Raw genomic sequence first — 18,575 nt, 5'->3', positions numbered from 1 at the left:
GTGGGGGTGGCACAATCCCTGGATGACTGAACCTCCCTTCGTCGTCGCCATCCCCGCCCGCTATGCGGCTACCCGCCTCCCCGGCAAGCCCCTGTGCCTGCTCGCTGGTGAACCCCTCGTGCTCCACGTCGCCCGCCGCGCGCTTGCCGCGGGTGCCGAAGACGTGTGGGTGGCCGCCGATGACGCGCGCATCGCCGATGCCCTGGCCGGCAGCGGCGTCCGCATCGCCATGACCTCGCCCGACCACGCGTCGGGCAGCGATCGCCTCGCCGAGTGCGCCGCCATCGCCGGCTGGCCGGACGACACCGTGGTCGTGAACCTGCAGGGCGACGAGCCCTTCGCGCCTGCGGCGGGCATCCGCGCCGTGGCGGCCGCCCTGGTCGATTCCGGCGCCGACATGGCTACGCTCGCCACGCCGGTCGAAGACGCCGCCACGCTCGCCGATCCCAACGCCGTGAAGCTGGTGCGCGCCGCCAACGGCGACGCCCTGTATTTCAGCCGCGCCCCCATCCCCTGGCCGCGCGATGCCTGGGCCACCACCGAAGGCCGCGCCCTGCTGCCGCCGGGCACGCACTGGCTCCGGCACATCGGCATCTATGCCTACCGCGCCGGCTTCCTGAAGCGATTCGCGGCACTGCCGCCCACGCCGCTGGAACGCACGGAATCGCTGGAACAGCTGCGCGCCCTGGAGCACGGGCACCGGATCGCAGTGGCGCTGTCGCCGGAACCGTTCCCGCCCGGGGTGGACACGGCCGAAGATCTCGAGCGCGCCGAGCATCGCCTCGCCAATCGGCCGCCGGGCGAACAGGGCTGAATCCGGGAAAACCCTTTTCGCGCCGGAGTCCGCATGTATTATCGGGCTTCAGCACAATAACTAGGGGTGATGTGATGACGACGACGCGTATCCTGCTTTGCGCTTTCCTGGCGCTGATGCTCCCGGGTCTGGCCTTGGCGAACCAGCCGCGGGTCGACGTGGGCGCCGGCGCATTCGAGGAGCAGCGTGGCCAGGTCCAGGCCGACCTCGCGGATGGCGAGACGTATTCGGAGATCAGCCAGGCGGACCGGGCCGCCGTGATCGAGGCCCTTGGCAAGATGGAGTCCCTGCTGGGCGGTCGCCCGGTGAGCGCGCTGACCGAAGCGGAAAAGGTGCAGCTCATGAACGCGCAGTCGCTCGTGAACACCAGGCTCACCGCGGCCAGCGAGGACAGCCGCCTGGTATGCCGCCGCGAGGCGGCGGTCGGCAGCCGCCTGCAGCGCAGCCAGTGCCTGACTGTGGCGCAGCGACGCCGCCAGCGCGAAGAGTCCCAGGAAGCCATCAACGCCCACAACCGCGGATTCAAGCTCATCGGCGAGCCTTGACCCGGGACCCTGGCGACCAGCCGGTCGCCGGGCAGGCATAATCGGCGCATGGACGCCGCCGTGCTTGCTCCCGAATTCCCTCCCGGCCTGGAATGGTTGAACACCACCGAGCCGCTGCGCATGTCGCAGCTGCTCGGCCGCGTGACCGCGCTGGCCTTCGTCAATGCGGGTTCCGCCTGGTGCACCCAGACCCTGGTCGACCTCGGCCACCTGCGCAACCGCCACCCCGACCGCCTCAACGTGGTCGCGGTGAACGTGCCGCGCTTCGACCATGAGCGCGAATCGCGGCGGGTGGGCAAGCGCTTTGCCCGCAACAAGTTCGAATTCCCGATCGGCCACGATCCCGACTGGGCGCTCTGGCAGCACTACGGCATCGAGGCCTGGCCCACCGTGGTCCTGATCGACGCCGCCGGCCAGGTGCGCGACCGCTTCGTCGGTGACGGCCAGCTGCGCGAGATCGACACCGCGGTCAGCCGCCTGCAGGATGAAGCCACCCCGCGCTCGCTCAACGTCGAGCGCGTCGAAATGCGCCGCGGTGGCGAGCCGGCGCTGCCGCTGCGCTTCCCGATCGGCCTGGCACTGTCGGGCAACTATCTGTACGTCGCCGACAGCGGCCACCATCGCGTGCTCGAATGCGACCTCAGCGGCCGCGTGCTGCGCCAGTTCGGCAGCGGCGGCGCGGGCTTCATCGACGGCCCGATGGAACTCGCCGCGTTCAACCGCCCGCAGGGCCTTTGCATCGAACGCGACACGCTCTACATCGCCGACACCGGCAACCACGCCGTGCGCCGCATCCAGCTGCGCGGCGGCGACATCGAGACCGTGGTCGGCGCCGGCCGTCCCGGCACGCCGAACGAAGGCCCGGTGGTCGACCCGCGCATGGTCGCGCTCGACCAGCCGCGCGCGGTGTCGCTGGCCGCCGGCAATCTGTACATCGCCACCGCCGGCGACAACCGCGTCTGGCGCTTCGACCTCGGCGCCCCGGCGATGTCGCTGGTGGCCGGCTCCGGCGCGCTGGCGGTCGTCGACGGCCTCCGCGAGAAGGCGTCCTTTGCCGAGCCGTCCTCGCTGGCCTCGGTGCAGCAGGTGGTCTACGTCTGTGACGCCGCCGGCTCCGCCATCCGTTCGGCCAACGGGCGCAGCGGCCAGGTCACCACCGTCATCGGCCAGGACGCCTGGAAGCACGGCAACGCCGACGGCGCCCGCGGCGACGCGCGCCTGCAGCAGCCGCAGGCCATCGCGCTCGACCCCGGCGCGCCGGTGCTGTGGATCGCCGACAGCGGCAACGACTGCCTGCGCTCGCTGCGCCTGGGCGGCGGTGAACTGACCACGGTCGAATTGCCGCAGCGCCTGCACGCACCCTGCGGCATGGTCGTGGGCGGCGGCGCGGTGTGGATCGCCGACACCGATGCCCACGCCGTGCTCCGCTACGACATCGGGAACGGCAGCCTGAAGCACGTTCCCATCGGCGAATGACCGCGGCCGGCGATCCCGCCGCGCCCGCCCCGGCCGCCTTCGACGGCAAGGATTTCGTCCGCGGCCTGAGCACCGCGCCCGGCGTCTACCGCATGTACGCGGCCGACGACAGCGTGCTCTACGTCGGCAAGGCCGGCGCGCTGAAGAAGCGCGTGGCCAGCTACTTCAGCGCCAGCCCCAAGAGCGCCCGCATCATGTCGATGCTGGCCCAGGTCGCGCGCATGGAGGTCACTGTCACCCGCACCGAGGCCGAGGCGCTGCTGCTGGAAAACCAGCTGATCAAGTCGCTCAAGCCGCGCTACAACGTGCTGCTGCGGGACGACAAGAGCTATCCGCACCTGCTGATGACCCGCGAGGAATGGCCGCGCATCGCGCTGCACCGCGGCCCGCAGTCGGTGCCCGGCCGCTACTACGGCCCGTACTCCAGCGTGGTCGCCGTGCGCGAAACGCTGAACCTGCTGCACAAGCTGTTCAAGCTGCGCAGCTGCGAGGACAGCGTCTTCAAGAACCGCACGCGGCCCTGCCTGCAGTACCAGATCGGCCGCTGCAGCGCGCCCTGCGTGGGCCTGGTGGACGCCGACGAATACGCCGCCGCCGTGCGCCGCGTGCGCCTGTTCCTGGAAGGCCACAGCGACGAGCTGCTCGATGAGCTCGGCAACGCCATGGAAGCCGCCAGCGCTGGCCTCGAGTTCGAACAGGCCGCCCGCCTGCGCGACACCCTGGCCAGCCTGCGCAGCATGCAGGCCCGCCAGTACGTCGACGGCCACGCCGCCGACCTCGACGTGCTCGCCGTCGCCATGCAGGGCACCCACGCCTGCGTGCTGCTGCTGGCCTTCCGCGACGGCCGCAACTTCGGCACCCGCGCCTTCTATCCGAAGACCAACGGCGCCGAGGACCCGGCCGAAGTCCTGGCCGCCTTCGTCGCCCAGTACTACACCAGCCAGCAGCCCCCGCGCGAGATCGTGCTCGACCGCGTGATCGAAGACGTGCCGCTGCTGGAAGAGGCCTTCGCGCTCAACGCCGGCCACCGGGTCAACATCAAGACCAGCGTCCGCAGCGAGCGCGCAGGCTACCTGGATCTCGCGCGCCGCAACGCCGAGAACTCGCTGGCCACCATGCTCGGCAGCCAGGCCGCCCAGGCCGCCCGCGTCGAATCGCTGCGCGAACTGCTCGGCCAGGCCGAGCCCGCGAAGCGCATCGAATGCTTCGACATCAGCCACACCATGGGCGAGGCCACCGTGGCATCGCAGGTGGTGTTCGATGCCGACGGCCCCGTGCGCAGCCAGTACCGCCGCTACAACATCTCCGGCATCGAACCCGGCGACGACTACGCCGCCATGCACCAGGCGCTGATGCGCCGCTTCAAGCGCGCCGCCGGCAACGACGACGCCGTGCTGCCGGACCTGCTGCTGATCGATGGCGGGGCAGGGCAGGTGGCCCAGGCCCACGCCGTGCTCGACGAACTCGGTATCCCCGGCATCACCGTGATCGGCGTCGCCAAGGGCGAGGCGCGCAAGGCCGGCGACGAAACCCTGCTGCTGCCGGGCGTCGACGGACAGCCGGGCCGCGAACTCAAGCCCGGCGCCGCATCGCCCGGCCTGCAGCTGGTGCAGCAGGTGCGCGACGAAGCCCACCGCTTCGCCATCACCGGCCACCGCGGCCGCAGGCAGAAAGCGCGCAGCACCAGCCGGCTCGAGGACATCCCCGGCATCGGCCCGCGCCGGCGCGCCGCGCTGCTCAAGCATTTCGGTGGCCTGGGTGGCCTGCGCGCGGCCGGCGTCGAGGAAATCGCGCGCGTCGAAGGCGTCAGCGACGCGCTTGCCGAACGGATTTACGCCACACTGCACGGCCTGGACGCCCCCGCGCCGGGTGCAACGCGAACCCAGAAGGACCCATGAAGCTCACCCTTCCCACATGGCTCACCCTGCTGCGCATGCTGCTGATCCCGGTCATGGTGGCGACGTTCTACATGCCCTGGCAGTGGAGCAACTTCGCCACCGCCGCCGTCTTCGGCCTGGCCGCCCTGACCGACTGGCTGGACGGCTGGATCGCCCGCCGCTTCCAGATGTCCTCGGCCTTCGGCGCCTTCCTCGATCCCGTCGCCGACAAGCTGATGGTCGCCACCGCCCTGTTCCTGATCGTGCAGGGGCATCCCACGCCGTGGATGGCGTTCTGGGCGGCGGTGATCGTGGGCCGCGAGATCGCCGTCTCCGCGCTGCGCGAATGGATGGCCGAGCTCGGCCAGCGCGCTACCGTGAAGGTCGCCGCCATCGGCAAGTTCAAGACCGTGGTGCAGATGGTCGCCCTGCTGTGCCTGCTGTATGCCGTGACCCCCCAGAAGAACCCGCCGCGGCCCGAGCCCTGGCTGGGCGGCCCGATCTTCCACATCGGCGACTGGATGCTGGCCGTGGCCGCGCTGCTGACCCTCTGGTCCGCCTTCCTGTACCTGCGCGCGGCCTGGCCCACCCTGAAGGCAGGTGAACACCACTGACCGCGCCCGCACCCTCCTGCTCCCACAGGTATTGACAGACTTTTTCTTCCGCCTAAAATGACCGGCTCAACGCGGGAATAGCTCAGTTGGTAGAGCACGACCTTGCCAAGGTCGGGGTCGCGAGTTCGAGTCTCGTTTCCCGCTCCAGTTTTTGACAAGGCCCCGGAAACGGGGTCTTGTTGTGTCAGGCCCGGCAATTCGCCCGGCGCCAGTTTTACGTGGGCCTCATGGCAGAGTGGTCATGCAGCGGACTGCAAATCCGCGTACGCCGGTTCGATTCCGACTGAGGCCTCCAGCTCCGGGATGCACCCGACGGGACAATCCCGCGAGGTAGCCCCCATCTGCCCTTTGGGCATCTTCCCCCGCGGGCGGGGGAAGAGAGCCGCGGACTCGCCACGGCACAATGGTAAAGTCCGAGTTCGCCTCGGCTGCATATGGATTTCGCGGCTTTGCATGACCTCCGCTGCCATCTTCTGCCGGTCATCGACGACGCCGGCGTACCGGCGATCATTGCGGTGCTGCTGGGCGCCGCAGCCTTGACACCATCCTCGCGTGGCTTGCTGGGACAGTCCGCGCACGCGCGCGGCTTAGGCGTGACCGCGCTGGTGGCACTGGTTGCGGTGCTGGCGGGCGCTGCAGCGCAGACTAATGACAACCTTGCATAGGGACAACATCCGATGAACCAGTTTCCTTCACCGCAGCACACCCGCATCGCCGTGGTGGGCCTAGGTTACGTGGGTCTGCCACTGGCCGTGGAGTTCGGCAAGCAGTACGACACCGTGGGCTTCGACATCAACACCGCGCGGATCGATGACCTTTGCAGTGGCCGCGACAGCACCCGAGAAGTGGAGCCGGAGCTGCTGGCCGAAGCCACGCGCCTGACGTTCACCAGCGAGCCTGCCGGCATCGCCGCTTGCAACATCTACATCGTGACCGTGCCCACTCCGATCGACAGCGCTCGCCGCCCCGACCTGACCCCGCTCATCAAGGCCAGCGAAAGTTTGGGCGCGGTGCTGGCCAAGGGCGACACCGTGGTCTACGAAAGCACCGTGTATCCCGGCTGCACCGAGGAAGTGTGCGTGCCGATCCTAGAGAACGTGTCGGGACTGAAGTTCAACGAGGACTTCTTCGTTGGCTACAGCCCGGAGCGCATCAACCCTGGCGACAAGGAACATCGCGTCACGACCATCCTCAAGGTGACCTCGGGCTCCACGCCAGCGGTCGCGGACTTTGTCGACGGGCTCTACGCCAGCATCATCACCGCCGGCACCCACAAGGCCAGCAGCATCAAGGTGGCAGAGGCCGCCAAGGTGATCGAGAACACGCAGCGTGACCTCAACATCGCCTTGGTCAATGACTTGGCGATGCTGTTCAACAAGCTGGGTATCGATACGCTGGAAGTGCTGGAAGCGGCAGGCACCAAGTGGAACTTCCTGCCGTTCCGCCCGGGCCTCGTGGGCGGGCACTGCATCAGCGTTGATCCTTACTACCTGACGCACAAGGCGCAGGAAGTAGGGCATCACGCGGACGTGATTCTGGCAGGGCGTCGCACCAACGACGGCATGGGTGCGTACGTGGCGGGCGAAGTGATCCGGCTGATGGTGCGCAGTGGAATCAACCCGGTGCGCGCGCGGATCCTGATCCTGGGGCTGGCGTTCAAGGAGAACTGCCCGGACCTGCGGAATACACGTGTGGTGGACATTATTGGGGCGCTGCAGGGTTACAACGCGAGTGTGGATATTTGCGATCCGTGGGTGGATGTTGCTGAGGCCAAACACGAATATGGGTTGACGTTGTGCAAGCCGGACGAGGGTGAGTACGACGCCATCGTGCTGGCGGTTGGGCACGAGGAGTTCCGGAAGCTGGGTGCGGCGGGGATTCGCGCGCATGGCAAGCCAGGAGCGGTGCTGTATGACGTGAAGTATGTGTTGCCGCGAGAAGCGGTGGATGGGCGGCTCTGACCCTTGGATTCAACCGATCGATGCAACGACTTGTCGATATCGCCCGCCCGGTGTTTCGTAGCCTAGCGTCTTCCGGGGTCGGTCGTTTAATTTCCGCGCCACGGCATCGAGCTTAGCCTGCGAGACGCGGGACAGGCCGATACCCTTGGGGTAATTGCCGCAGCAACCTGATCTTGCCCCGGAACTTGCTGCGCCATTTGTAGAACGTCGCCGAACTGATGCCGTGCTCGCGGCACAGTTCCGGCACGGGCGTCCTAGCTTCGGCCTACTTGAGCATGACGATGATCTGGCTATCGGTAAAGCGGGACCTTTTCATGGACCCTCGGGAAAGGGTACGAGAAAATTCCACTTCTGGCGTCAGCTAACCTGTGGGGGGATTACCCCTGAATCTGCCCCTGGCGACAGATAGCGGTCGGAACGGCGGTACAGGGACCGTCCATGAGCGGACGGTCCCGGTCCGCGATCACTCAACGGTCAACAACGCCAGGCAGCGACAGATCGCCGCTCGCCACCTTGAACACATCGGCCACGCACACCAGCGGCGCATGCACGCTCTCGTTGACGCGCAGTGCCGCGGTCACGCCATCGAAGCTCTTCCCCTGGATCACGCCGATGTCGTCGAACGGCACGCGCACTTCCACGGTGTCGTTGTCGATGGCCGGCCACCATCCAGGGCTGTCGATGAGGATCGGCAGGCCGGGCCAGGTCTTGGGCAGTCGTGGCTTGGCGCCCTCCGGGATGTCGACGATCTTCAGTGCGTCCGATCCACAGACCGGGTCTGGCTGCAGCACCACCCAGTGCGAGTGCCAGACGCCGCCGTCGTTGGTCGGGTCGCCATCACCGTTCTCGTCGTACAGCGGGGTGTCGTCGAAGTCGGGGTGCGAGGTCACCGCGAACGCGAGGATGCCCGCGCGCGGCTCGAATCCCACCACCGCGGGATCCAGGCTGGTGGGCCAGACGTAGGAGAACACCGCGCTGCCGGCGAGGCGTCCGGTGCTGGTCGGGCGCGTGGCGCCCGCTTCGCCCGACACCGCCATGTGGAAGATCGCGATATTGCCCTCGGTGCTGATGCGGGTGTGGACGATGTCGTAGGGCGCCTGCACGCCGGCGGCGGGGGCGGACCTGATGCCGCCCTGGTGCGGCGCGTCGGGGCCGTGGGCCCAGGTGGCGGCGGGAAGGCTGGCCAGGGCCAGCGACAGCAGCGATGACTTGAGCAGCGTGTTCATGCGCGCCTCCTTGAGGCTGATCGGGTGTGGGGGCAGTGTGCGGCGCCAGCGTGTACTATCGGCCACATGACGGCCACGATAGATACCAATACGTCCAGAATGCAGCCTCCGGTCGCCATCGACCGGCTGTCCGGTGTGCTGGACCGGTTCCGGGTGCGGACCGAGCTGCACCACAGCGGCGAGCTGTGCGGGATCAGCCACTTCGATGCCGGCGAGGGATACGGCTATCTGCACGTGCTGCGCAGCGGGCAGTTGGATGTCCGCCATCCGGGCGCGCGGGATGTACCGCGATCGATGCACTTCGACGAGCCGACGCTCCTGTTCTATCCGCGCCCGCTGACCCATCAGTTCCACAATCCGCCGGTGGACGGGCCGGAGTTCACCTGTGCGCGCCTGTGCTTCGAGGGCGGGGCCGCGAACCCCCTCGCCCGCGCGCTGCCGCCGCTGATCGCGCTGCCGCTGGCGCGGGTGCCCGGACTGGGTGCCGCAATCGAGTTGCTGCTCGCGGAGACCGGCCAGGTGCGCTGCGGCCACCGCCTGCTCGCCGACCGGCTGTTCGAGGTGGTGCTGATCCAGCTGCTGCGCTGGCTGCTTGATCACCCGGCGGAGGCGGGGGTGAGTCCGGGCCTGATTACCGGCCTGTCCGATCCGCGCCTGGCGTGCGCACTGGTGGCGATGCACGAGGCGCCGGGCGAGTCCTGGACGCTGGAGCGCATGGCCCAGGTGGCCGGGATGTCGCGGACCGCTTACGTCAACCTCTTCCGCGAGCGCGTGGGCCAGACGCCCGCCGACTACCTCAACGACTGGCGCATCGCGCTGGCGCAGGGCCGGCTGCGGGCCGGGCAGCCGATGAAGCTGCTGGCGGAGCAGCTCGGCTACGCCAACCCTTCGGCGCTGTCACGCGCATTCAAGGCGAAGGTCGGCGTGTCGCCGCGGGCGTGGCTGGGCACGACAGGTGCCCGCGCGGATGCGTTTCGTATCCGCTCGTCCACGTCTTCGCCGGTATCGGGCGGGATTCCGGGCCCGCCCTGAGCGGCACGCTGGAATGTACGATCTGGCATTTAAGGTGGACTAAACGCACCCATGGGTACGTGGTTGCTCCATAGGATGGTCATCGAGCGCTCGACCGGGCGCCGCCACCACCCGACCCAGGAGACGTCCCATGTCCCGTATCCCGCTGGTAAACCCCGACGACACCACCCCCGACCGCAAGGCCACCCTCACCGACATCAACGCCGCGTTTGGCGCCACGCCGAACATGTTCAAGGCGGTCGCCAATTCTCCTGCAGCACTGCAGGGCATGTGGGGATTGTTCGGCGCGCTGGGCAAGGGCGTCATCCCCGCAAAGCTCGGCGAGCAAATCGCCGTCGCCGTCGCCGATCGCAACGCCTGCAGCTATTGCCTCGCCGCGCACACCGCACTGGGCCGCAAGGCCGGCGCGAGCGGTGACGAAATGACCGAGGCACAGGCGGGCCGTTCGGGCGACCCCCGGACTGCCGCTGCACTCGTCTTCGCCCTCAAGGTGGTCGACGGCCGCGGCCAGGTTGGAGACAGCGATGTGCAGGCCCTGCGCGACGCCGGCTTCAGCGACGAGGAGCTCATGGAGATCCTGGCCCACGTGGCGCTCAACCTGTTCACCAACTACGTCAACGTGGCGTTCGCGGTGCCGCTGGACTTCCCGGCCGTGAAGTTCCAGCGGGGAGTGGAAAGGGCACAGAGCCTGCCGACCGGATGAGCAATGGCGAGGGCGACCATGAAGTCGATCTTGCTCCAGCCCGCCGGGCAGCGTGGCGGCGGGCGAAGTCGACCGCCAGTTCGGCCAGGGTGACCGACTCGAATCGCTGCATGAGCAGCGCCTCGGCGTCCGCGAAGCGTTCATGACGCGGTGTGGGGTCTACGATCTCCGCAGTCCCTGTTACCAGACGAGATCGTCGGGCACCTTGAACTGTGCGTAGTAGGCGTCGTCTTCCGAACTTGCGGCGGCGGGTTCGGTGCCCGCTTGCTGCCCGTGGTCGAGCACGATCATGTCGGCATCGCGCTCGCGTACCTTGTCGCCGGCGGCGCGCGGCAGCAGTTCGTAGCGGTCGCCCAGGCGGGCGACCACCAGCGCGCCGGAGGACAGCATCCTGCGCAGTTCGTCGTTGACCAGCAGGGTGCGGATGGCGCCGTCGGCGGTGAAGCGGTATTCGCTTTCGCCCGAGCGCGGCACTTTCTTGTCCTGGATGATCTGCCGGGCCTGGGCGCGGAGTTCGGCGGTGCGGGCCTGGGCCTTCTGCTTGGCGGCCAGCGCGCGGTCTCGCTCGGCCTTTTCGGCGCGTGCGCGCTCGGCTTCCAGGGCGGTTTCGCTCGGCGCCTTGGGCTTCTTGCCGTGCCGCGCCTTGGCCTGCTCGCGCGCGACCTCGGACAGCTTGGATTTCTTGACCAGGCCGGCCTTCAACAGTTGTTCCTGGAGCGGGTTTCCCTTGGCCATGTCACGGATTCGCAGTGGGGTCTGGCGCCATCATAGCGGCCGGGTCCGGTGGGGGTGGATGCTGTTCCGGTATCGAAACGATCTGTGCCCCTGCATGCCATTTGCTTCAAGGGCGTGACCCTCATGTTGTGGGTCAGTGACAGGCGACAAGACCTGTCCCGCACACAAAACAGGAGTCACACGCAATGAACAAGACCAACATCCTGACCAGCTCCGTCCTTGCGCTCGCCCTGGGCGCGTTCGCCTTCGGCGCGCAGGCCGCCGAGCCCATCGGGTTCTATGCCGGCGCCGGCGTGGGCCAGTCGATGGTCGACGAGGGTGCGCTGGACGACGAGGACACCGGCTACCAGGTGTTCGGCGGCTACCAGTTCCATCCGAACTGGGGCGTTGAAGTGGCCTACACCGACTTCGGCGAGGTCGATGCGGCGGGTGGCCTGGCGAGTCTGGAGGCCGATACCGTGTCCGCGGTGATGGTGGGCACGCTGCCCTTCACCGACAGGTTCTCGGGTTACGCCAAGGCCGGCTTCCACAGCTGGGACGCCGACGCCCGTGCCGGGGGCCTGCGCGCGAGCGACGACGGCACCGACCCGACCTACGGCCTGGGCCTGCAGTACCGCTTCACCGACAACGTGGCCCTGCGCGGCGAGTACAGCCGCTTCGAGATGGACGACGTCGACGTCGACCTGGCGCAGGTGCAGGTGCGCTTCGACTTCTGATCCCGAGGGATCGTTGCGATGGAACAGGCCGGGAGGTTCCCGGCCTGTTTTTTTTGTGCGCGCTGCCGGGCGCGCGGTGCTTGCGATGCATTGGCCATCGCGCTTGAATCACTCGATGAAGCTTGTGTTGCCGCCAGGCTGGACCCCTCTGCCGCGCGAGTTCTATCGCCGGCATCCGACGCAGGTCGCGCCTGAACTCTTGAACAGGATCCTGGTGCGCGCCGACGGCCGCGCCGGCCGCATCGTGGAGGTCGAGGCCTACGCCGGCAGCGAGGATCCAGCGGCGCATTCCTTCCGCGGCAAGACGGCGCGCAACGCGACGATGTTCGGCGAGCCGGGCCATCTGTACGTCTACTTCACCTACGGCATGCACTGGGGCAGCAATGCGGTCTGCGGCGAGGTGGGCGAGGGCACGGGCGTGCTGCTGCGCGCGATGGAGCCGCTGCGGGGGCTGGACGTGATGCGGCCGCTGCGGCCGGCCGCGCGGCGCGACCGCGACCTGGCCAACGGACCGGGAAAGCTGTCGCAGGCGATGGGCATCACCGGCGAGTTCGATGGCGCCGACCTGGTCACCGCCGACCGCGGCATCGCCATCGTGTCCGACGGCACGCCGCCACCTGGGGTACCTGTGGTGGGGCCGAGGATCGGCATCACGCGCGCGGTCGAGCTGCCCTGGCGCTGGCACGTGCCGGGGCATGTGCACGTGTCCGGGCCGCGCCGCCCGAAGCGGGGCGGCAGCAGCTAGGTTTCCGCCCAGCGCGCGAGGTTCTGCTTGATGCGGTCGATGCCGGCCCATGGATCCTTGCGCCGGCGCTTGAGCGTGGCGGGGACGTCGCGGATGGTGAAGGCGTCGGCGCGCTTGAGCTTGCCCAGGCTTTCCCAGGTGATGGGCATCGCCACCGGTGCGCGGTCGCGCGCGCGCAGCGAGTACGAGGCCACCGCGGTGGCGCCGCGGCCGTTGCGCAGGTAGTCGATGAAGATGCGCCTGTTGCGGCGGCTCTTGGTGGCGGTGGCCACGAAGCGGTCGGGCTCGGTGTTCGCGAGCGTGTCGGCGAAGCCGTGCGCGAAGCGCCTGGTCAGGTCCCAGTCGCAGCCCGGGTTGAGCGGCACCACGACGTGCAGGCCCTTGCCGCCGGTGACGCGCAGGAAGGACTGCAGCTCCATCTGCGTGAGCAGCTTGCGGATGTCGCGGGCGGCCTGCTTCACCTCGGCGAAGGGGACGTCGGGGCCGGGGTCGAGGTCGAACACGACGCGATCGGCGATGTCGGGCTTGGCGGCGTGCGAGCCCCAGGGGTGGAACTCGAGGCTGTTGAACTGCACGAGTTCGAGCAGGCTGGCTTCGTCTTCCACCACCAGGTACTCGCCGCTGCCGCCGCTTTCCTCCTTCAGCCGCACCGAGGACACGAGCTCCAGGCCGGCGGTGTGGTGCTTCTGGAAGAAGCAGGCCTTGGCCGTGCCCGAGGGGCAGCGGATGATCGAGAGCGGGCGGCCGATGATTTCCGGCAGCAGGTGGTCCATGACCGCGCTGCAGTAGTCGAAGACGTCCTGTTTGGTGGCGCGGATGTCGGGGAAGAGGATCTTGGTGGGGCTGGAGAGCCTGGGGGGTTCGCGCCTGCTGCGGGTGGTCTTCGCGGCGGTTTTCGCGGCGGGCTTGGGCTTCGACTTGGCAGGCATTTTGGCAGGACCGGTTGCGGGGGCGGCGTCGCTGTCGGCAAGGTCTGCAATGTCCTTGTCGCGGCGCACGCTTTTGAGGGAAGGCTGGCGCAGGAGCTGCTGCCGCCCGATGCCGCGGTAGAACACTTCCACCACGAAGCGCGGGGCGAACCAGGTGGCGCTGCGCAGGTCGGTATCCATCGCCGGTACGTGGACGGTGGGCGTCTTGCGTCCTTTCTTGCCGAGCATCGTCGTGACCTCGGCCATCAGTGCGTCGTTGAAGCCGCTGCCCACGCGCCCGGCGTAAAGCCAGCCGTGTTCGGGATCGGGCCTGGCCAGCAGCAGCGAGCCGAAGCCGGTGCGGCTGCCCTTGGGCGCGGTGTAGCCGACGACGGCGAATTCGTCGCTGGCCAGCAGCTTGGTCTTGCGCCAGTCGTCGCTGCGGCCGCCGTGGTAAGGGCGGTCCAGTCGCTTGGAGATGATGCCTTCGAAATGGGTGTCGCTGGCCAGCTTGAACGCGGCGTCTCCGTCGCTTTCGATATGGGAGCTGTAGGCGAGGTGGCCGGGCACGCCTTCCAGCAGCGCCTGCAGCAGCGCCTTGCGCTCGATCAGGGGCGCGGCGGCCACGTCGACGCCATCGATATGCAGCAGGTCGAACAGCGCCAGCGCCAGCGTGCCCTGGCGCTCGCCCGATAGCGTGGCCTGCAGCAGGTTGAAGTCCTCCTTGCTGCCGCGGCCGGCGATGAGTTCGCCGTCCAGGGCGCCTGACTCCAGGCGCAGGCCGGCGATCGCGTCGCGGATCTCGGGGATCCGGTCGGTCCACTCCAGCGCGTTGCGCGACCACAGCCGCACCCGGCCGTCGGCGATGGTGGCAAGGATCCGGTAGCCGTCCCACTTCAGTTCGTGCAGCCACTGCTCGCCCTTGGGCGGGGACTCGCCGAGTTTGGCCAGCTGCGCTTCGAAGGGGCCGGTCGGCGCCTTGCCGCGCTTCGCGCCGCTCAGGGCGAGTGCCTTCTTCGCCCAGTCCTTGCGGCGGCGCGTGGGCAGGGGCGCGGCGACGTCGGCCAGCAGGTCGTCGGCCTCGAGCGTGCCGGCGTAGGCGTCCCTGTCCTTGAACAGCAGCCACTGCGGCTGGCGCGCGGGCTTGCCGGAGCGCACCAGGTGCCAGCTGCCCCTGAGCCTGTCGCCGAAGAGTTCGAAGCGCAGGTGCCCCTTGGCCAGCTGCGCCTCGGCATCGCCATCGGTGGACCAGACGCCGTGGTCGAAGCGCGCGACGTGGCCGCCGCCGTATTCGCCCTTGGGGATCTCGCCCTCGAAGTCGGCGTAGTCGAGCGGATGGTCTTCGACTTCGATCGCCATCCGCTTCACCGAAGGGTCGTAGCTGGGGCCTTTGGGCACGGCCCAGCTCTTGAGGGCGTCGCCGATCTGGAGGCGGAAGTCGTAGTGGCGGCTGCTGGCGTGGTGCAGCTGCACCACGAAGATCGCGCGCCGGCCGCGCGGCAGCGACTTGCCGGGCTCCGGCTCGCGGGTGCGGTCGAAGCTGCGCTTGCGCCGGTAGTCGACCAGGCTCATGCGCGCCACCTTGTCGCGGCCGCCGTGGTGCGGCCGTGATCGAGGGGTACGCGCGGTATCATTTCGCTTTACCCCGGAGTCTTGCGCATGAAAGTCCTCGTCACCGGCACCGCTGGCTTCATCGGCAGCCATGTCGCACTCAAGCTGCTGGCGCGCGGGGACGAGGTGATCGGCTTCGACAGCCTCAACGACTACTACGACGTCAACCTGAAGAAGGCGCGGCTGGCGCGCTTCATGGACCATCCGCGCTACATGCACGTGCAGGGCGACCTGTCCGACCGCGCGGCGGTGGAAGAGGTCTTCGCGAAGCACCGGCCCGACCGGGTGGTGCACCTGGCGGCGCAGGCGGGCGTGCGCTACGCGGCGGAGAACCCGCACGTCTATGTGTCGAGCAACGTCACCGGCACGCTCCACATCCTGGAAGGTTGCCGCCACCACGGCGTGCAGCACCTGGTGTTCGCGTCGACGAGTTCGGTGTACGGGGCCAACCTGGCGATGCCGTTCAACGAGCACCAGGGCACCGAGCATCCGCTGACACTGTATGCGGCCACGAAAAAGGCCAACGAGATGATGGCGCACAGCTATGCGCACCTCTATGGCATCCCGTGCACGGGTCTGCGCTTCTTCACCGTGTACGGGCCCTGGGGCCGGCCGGACATGGCGCTGTTCCTGTTCACGAAGGCGATCCTGGCCGGCGAGCCGATCAAGGTCTTCAACCACGGCCACCACCGCCGCAGCTTCACCTATGTCGACGACATCGTTGAAGGCGTGGTGCGTGCGCTCGATCGCGTGCCGGCGGCGGATCCGGCGTGGAAGGGCGAGTCGCCCGATCCGGGCTTCAGCGGCGTGGCGCCGTACCGGATCTACAACATCGGCAACGAGCAGCCGGTGGAGCTGCTGCGCTACATCGAAGTGTTGGAGCAGTGCCTGGGCAAGAAGGCGGTGGTGGAGCTGCTGCCTTTGCAGGCTGGCGACGTGCCCGATACCGAGGCCGACGTGTCGGCGCTGGTGGCGGACGTGGGCTACCGGCCGACGGTGGGGGTGGAGGAGGGCGTGGCGAACTTCGTGCGCTGGTACCGGGAGTACCACTGAGCGGGGGCTACTGCTCGCTTTCGGCGGCGATGTTCTGCTTCGTGCGGTACAGGCGCAAGCTGTGCAGCAGCTCGCGTTGCTGTCGGCCAAGCTTGCGCGACTGACCTCCAGGGCCTCGATGGCGCGCTGGCTCGTTCATGCTGCGGTCGGGCATGGTGAACATGCCCTGCATCCCGGCCGCCACAAGCTTGTTGCGGTCGCCCTTGATGCGGGTATCGGTGGCAAGGGGTTATCACGAGCCTCTATGCTTGCTGCGGTGCAGCAGGTCTGTAAGAAGAGTATCTTGCCGTTGCCTTCACGCGTTCCTCTGAGTGCGGCGGATGGCATGATGGATTAGGTGCTGGAGATGGGACTGGGCCAGCGTTGCTTGCCGCGGGGGCGGCCTGGTAGCACCGTGGACAATGTTGCATCCTCTAAACCCCGCAGCGAGTCCCTGCGGACGCCGAAGAGCGCGCGCTTACGCGACGTCGCCTGAGTGTCCGAACAGGGCCTGCAGGCCCCGACACACATGCCCGGGTGGCGGAAACGGTAGACGCAGGGGACTTAAACTCCCTGGGCCATACGGCCACTGTGGGTTCGAATCCCACCCCGGGCACCACGTTTGCACCCCCGTTCGCAATCGCACTCAGCGCCGCGGCCGTTGCGGCCGGCTTCGTGCGTTTGACCGGAATGCGTGCCTGCGACCCAGGTCCGCACCACCGGCCCGGGTGGCGAAACCAGGTATACGCAGGAGACTTAAAATCTTCCGGCCGCGAGGTCATGTGGGTTCGATTCCCACCCCGGGCACCACAACGGGACAGTTGTCCGCTCTCATGCGAGAGGCGGTGCGCGCGGGCCATGGGTCGGGTGGGGCGGCCATTCCGCCGCGGCGTGTGTGTGATCATTGGCCAGGCGCCGCCGGGGCGCGCGACTTCCGCCGTGATCGATGACCTACCGCTATCTCGCCTGGTTTGCCTGCATCGTCGCCACCCTCGTCGGCATCGTGCTGGCGCTTGCGGCGTCGTCGAACTGGTGGTGGCTGGTGGCCGTCGCCGGGTCGCTGGCGCTGCTTGGGCTGGCGGACGTGATGCAGCGCAGGAGCACGCTGCGGCAGCTGTATCCGGTGCTGGCCCACTTCCGTTACGGGCTGGAGTCGGTGGGGCCGGAGATCCGCCAGTACTTCCTCGAGCGCGACACGGAGGAGGTGCCGTTCTCGCGCGAGCAGCGGGCGCTGGTCTACCAGCGGGCCAAGCGGGTGCAGGACACGGTGCCGTTCGGGACGATCCACGATGTCTACGGCAAGGACTACGAGTGGATCAACCATTCGCTGGTGCCCACGCACCTGGCCGACCATGACTTCCGGGTCCGCGTGGGCGAGGAGGGCAGTGCGCCCTACGAGGCCAGCGTGTTCAACATTTCGGCGATGAGCTTCGGGTCGCTGTCGGCCAACGCCGTCCGTGCGCTCAACCTGGGCGCGAAGCGCGGGGGTTTCTACCACGACACCGGGGAGGGTTCGATCTCCAGCTATCACCGTGAGCATGGTGGTGACCTGGTGTGGGAGATCGGTTCGGGCTACTTCGGTTGCCGGGACGCGGACGGGCGCTTCGATCCGGAGCGCTTCGCGGCCAATGCCGCCGATCCGCAGGTGAAGATGATCGAGATCAAGCTGTCGCAGGGCGCGAAGCCCGGCCACGGCGGGCTGCTGCCTGCGGCCAAGGTGACGCCGGAGATCGCGCTGGCGCGCGGGGTGCCGGTGGGCGTGGACTGCGTGTCGCCGGCGCAGCATTCGGCCTTCGGGTCGCCGATCGGGCTGCTGGAGTTCGTGGCCGGGCTGCGCGAGCTGGCCGGCGGCAAGCCGGTGGGCTTCAAGCTGGCGATCGGCCATCCGTGGGAATGGTTCGCGGTCGCCAAGGCCATGCGCGAGACCGGGATCCTGCCGGACTTCATCGTGGTCGACGGCGCCGAGGGCGGGACGGGCGCGTCGCCGATGGAGTTCATGAATCACATCGGCGTGCCGATGAACGAGGCGCTGATGCTGGTGCACAACACGCTGGTGGGCGTGGACCTGCGCGACCGCGTGCGCGTGGCCGCGGCGGGCAAGATCACCAGCGCGTTCGACATCGCGCGCACGCTGGCCATGGGCGCCGATTTCTGCAACGCCGGACGCGCCTTCATGTTCTCGCTGGGCTGCATCCAGGCGCGCAGCTGCCACAACGACCTGTGTCCGACCGGCATCGCTTCCCAGGATCCGCGGCGCTGGAAGCACCTGGACGTGGCGGACAAGGCCGACCGCGTCGCCTCCTACCACCGCAACACGATGTTGGCGCTGCGCGACCTGTTGTGCGCGGCGGGGCTGTCGTCACCGGCCGAGCTTGGCCCGGAGCACATCGTGCGCCGGGTGTCGGAAATGCACGTGTCGTCGCTGGCCAACGTCTATCAGTTCCTGCAGCCGGGCGAACTGCTGTCGAGCATCCCCGAGCGGCACGCGGTGTTCAAGAATTTCTGGGCGATCGCGCGGCCCGACACCTTCGCGCCGCCGGCGCGGGTGCTGGAAATGCGTACGTCGAAGTCGAACTGAGG

General features: G+C 68.3%; 17 protein-coding genes, 4 tRNA genes and 2 pseudogenes. 17 read left to right on the top strand and 6 right to left on the bottom strand.

What is annotated here, in order from left to right:
• The first annotated feature begins 22 nt into the window (after window positions 1–22).
• From kdsB to tviB, 9 genes are all read left to right on the top strand, one after another.
• Complete coding sequence (gene kdsB, locus E2169_RS09145; RefSeq protein ID WP_132986305.1) at window positions 23–814, top strand: 3-deoxy-manno-octulosonate cytidylyltransferase; 792 nt, start codon at window positions 23–25, stop codon at window positions 812–814.
• A gap of 74 nt (window positions 815–888) precedes the next feature.
• The gene (locus E2169_RS09140; RefSeq protein ID WP_132986304.1) at window positions 889–1,359 is read left to right on the top strand and encodes a hypothetical protein; all 471 of its coding nucleotides are present in this window, start codon (window positions 889–891) and stop codon (window positions 1,357–1,359) included.
• 48 nt (window positions 1,360–1,407) lie between these two features.
• On the top strand, window positions 1,408–2,835 hold the full coding sequence (locus E2169_RS09135) for a redoxin family protein (RefSeq protein ID WP_132986303.1): 1,428 nt from the start codon (window positions 1,408–1,410) through the stop codon (window positions 2,833–2,835).
• The gene (gene uvrC / locus E2169_RS09130; RefSeq protein ID WP_132986302.1) at window positions 2,832–4,733 is read left to right on the top strand and encodes an excinuclease ABC subunit UvrC; all 1,902 of its coding nucleotides are present in this window, start codon (window positions 2,832–2,834) and stop codon (window positions 4,731–4,733) included. The genes E2169_RS09135 and uvrC overlap by 4 nt, the downstream gene beginning before the upstream one ends.
• Entirely contained in the window at window positions 4,730–5,326 is a 597-nt protein-coding gene (gene pgsA / locus E2169_RS09125) for a CDP-diacylglycerol--glycerol-3-phosphate 3-phosphatidyltransferase (protein ID WP_132986301.1), read from the top strand. The genes uvrC and pgsA overlap by 4 nt, the downstream gene beginning before the upstream one ends.
• Before the next feature lie 71 nt (window positions 5,327–5,397).
• A tRNA-Gly gene (locus E2169_RS09120) sits at window positions 5,398–5,473 on the top strand.
• Between the two features lie 74 nt (window positions 5,474–5,547).
• A tRNA-Cys gene (locus E2169_RS09115) sits at window positions 5,548–5,621 on the top strand.
• Window positions 5,622–5,775: 154 nt separating this feature from the next.
• A complete protein-coding gene (locus E2169_RS09110) occupies window positions 5,776–5,991 on the top strand; it encodes a hypothetical protein (RefSeq protein WP_207918380.1) in 216 nt (71 codons plus the stop codon).
• Between the two features lie 12 nt (window positions 5,992–6,003).
• Window positions 6,004–7,287, top strand: a complete 1,284-nt coding sequence (gene tviB, locus E2169_RS09105) for a Vi polysaccharide biosynthesis UDP-N-acetylglucosamine C-6 dehydrogenase TviB (protein ID WP_132986299.1) — start codon at window positions 6,004–6,006, stop codon at window positions 7,285–7,287.
• A gap of 9 nt (window positions 7,288–7,296) precedes the next feature.
• On the opposite strand, the pseudogene E2169_RS14465 reads toward tviB, so the two are convergent.
• From E2169_RS14465 to E2169_RS09090, 3 genes and pseudogenes are all read right to left on the bottom strand, one after another.
• Window positions 7,297–7,440: pseudogene (locus E2169_RS14465) on the bottom strand (IS30 family transposase); the annotation flags it as partial.
• 22 nt (window positions 7,441–7,462) lie between these two features.
• Window positions 7,463–7,603: pseudogene (locus E2169_RS09095) on the bottom strand (transposase); the annotation flags it as partial.
• Between the two features lie 151 nt (window positions 7,604–7,754).
• Window positions 7,755–8,513, bottom strand: a complete 759-nt coding sequence (locus E2169_RS09090) for a hypothetical protein (protein WP_132986298.1) — start codon at window positions 8,511–8,513, stop codon at window positions 7,755–7,757.
• Between the two features lie 99 nt (window positions 8,514–8,612).
• Between E2169_RS09090 and E2169_RS09085 the strand changes: the two genes are divergently transcribed.
• The gene (locus E2169_RS09085) at window positions 8,613–9,545 is read left to right on the top strand and encodes an AraC family transcriptional regulator (protein ID WP_132986297.1); all 933 of its coding nucleotides are present in this window, start codon (window positions 8,613–8,615) and stop codon (window positions 9,543–9,545) included.
• Window positions 9,546–9,675: 130 nt separating this feature from the next.
• Entirely contained in the window at window positions 9,676–10,248 is a 573-nt protein-coding gene (locus E2169_RS09080; RefSeq protein WP_132986296.1) for a carboxymuconolactone decarboxylase family protein, read from the top strand.
• 180 nt (window positions 10,249–10,428) lie between these two features.
• On the opposite strand, the gene E2169_RS09070 is transcribed toward E2169_RS09080, so the two are convergent.
• Complete coding sequence (locus tag E2169_RS09070) at window positions 10,429–10,983, bottom strand: DUF2058 domain-containing protein (RefSeq protein WP_132986295.1); 555 nt, start codon at window positions 10,981–10,983, stop codon at window positions 10,429–10,431.
• A gap of 185 nt (window positions 10,984–11,168) precedes the next feature.
• On the opposite strand from E2169_RS09070, the gene E2169_RS09065 reads away from it, so the two are divergent.
• Together E2169_RS09065 and E2169_RS09060 are read left to right on the top strand one after the other, a co-directional pair.
• On the top strand, window positions 11,169–11,699 hold the full coding sequence (locus E2169_RS09065; protein WP_132986294.1) for an outer membrane beta-barrel protein: 531 nt from the start codon (window positions 11,169–11,171) through the stop codon (window positions 11,697–11,699).
• Window positions 11,700–11,814: 115 nt separating this feature from the next.
• Window positions 11,815–12,444, top strand: a complete 630-nt coding sequence (locus E2169_RS09060) for a DNA-3-methyladenine glycosylase (protein ID WP_132986293.1) — start codon at window positions 11,815–11,817, stop codon at window positions 12,442–12,444.
• Here E2169_RS09060 and ligD read toward each other — a convergent pair.
• Entirely contained in the window at window positions 12,441–14,924 is a 2,484-nt protein-coding gene (gene ligD, locus E2169_RS09055; RefSeq protein ID WP_132986292.1) for a DNA ligase D, read from the bottom strand. The two genes, E2169_RS09060 and ligD, sit on opposite strands and share 4 nt — an antisense overlap.
• 87 nt (window positions 14,925–15,011) lie before the next feature.
• Here ligD and E2169_RS09050 point away from each other — a divergent pair, with 87 nt between their 5' ends.
• On the top strand, window positions 15,012–16,016 hold the full coding sequence (locus tag E2169_RS09050) for an NAD-dependent epimerase (RefSeq protein ID WP_132986291.1): 1,005 nt from the start codon (window positions 15,012–15,014) through the stop codon (window positions 16,014–16,016).
• Window positions 16,017–16,023: 7 nt separating this feature from the next.
• On the opposite strand, the gene E2169_RS14265 is transcribed toward E2169_RS09050, so the two are convergent.
• Complete coding sequence (locus tag E2169_RS14265; protein WP_165942380.1) at window positions 16,024–16,179, bottom strand: hypothetical protein; 156 nt, start codon at window positions 16,177–16,179, stop codon at window positions 16,024–16,026.
• Window positions 16,180–16,526: 347 nt separating this feature from the next.
• On the opposite strand from E2169_RS14265, the gene E2169_RS09045 reads away from it, so the two are divergent.
• From E2169_RS09045 to E2169_RS09035, 3 genes are all read left to right on the top strand, one after another.
• A tRNA-Leu gene (locus E2169_RS09045) sits at window positions 16,527–16,614 on the top strand.
• 103 nt (window positions 16,615–16,717) lie between these two features.
• Window positions 16,718–16,805, top strand: a tRNA-Leu gene (locus tag E2169_RS09040).
• A gap of 136 nt (window positions 16,806–16,941) precedes the next feature.
• On the top strand, window positions 16,942–18,573 hold the full coding sequence (locus E2169_RS09035) for an FMN-binding glutamate synthase family protein (RefSeq protein WP_132986290.1): 1,632 nt from the start codon (window positions 16,942–16,944) through the stop codon (window positions 18,571–18,573).
• The last annotated feature ends 2 nt before the right edge of the window (window positions 18,574–18,575 follow it).

Origin of the sequence: Luteimonas terricola (genome assembly GCF_004352845.1) — a bacterium.
GTDB classification, from domain to species: domain Bacteria; phylum Pseudomonadota; class Gammaproteobacteria; order Xanthomonadales; family Xanthomonadaceae; genus Luteimonas; species Luteimonas terricola.
This window is presented reverse-complemented; position numbering and strand designations above follow the sequence as displayed.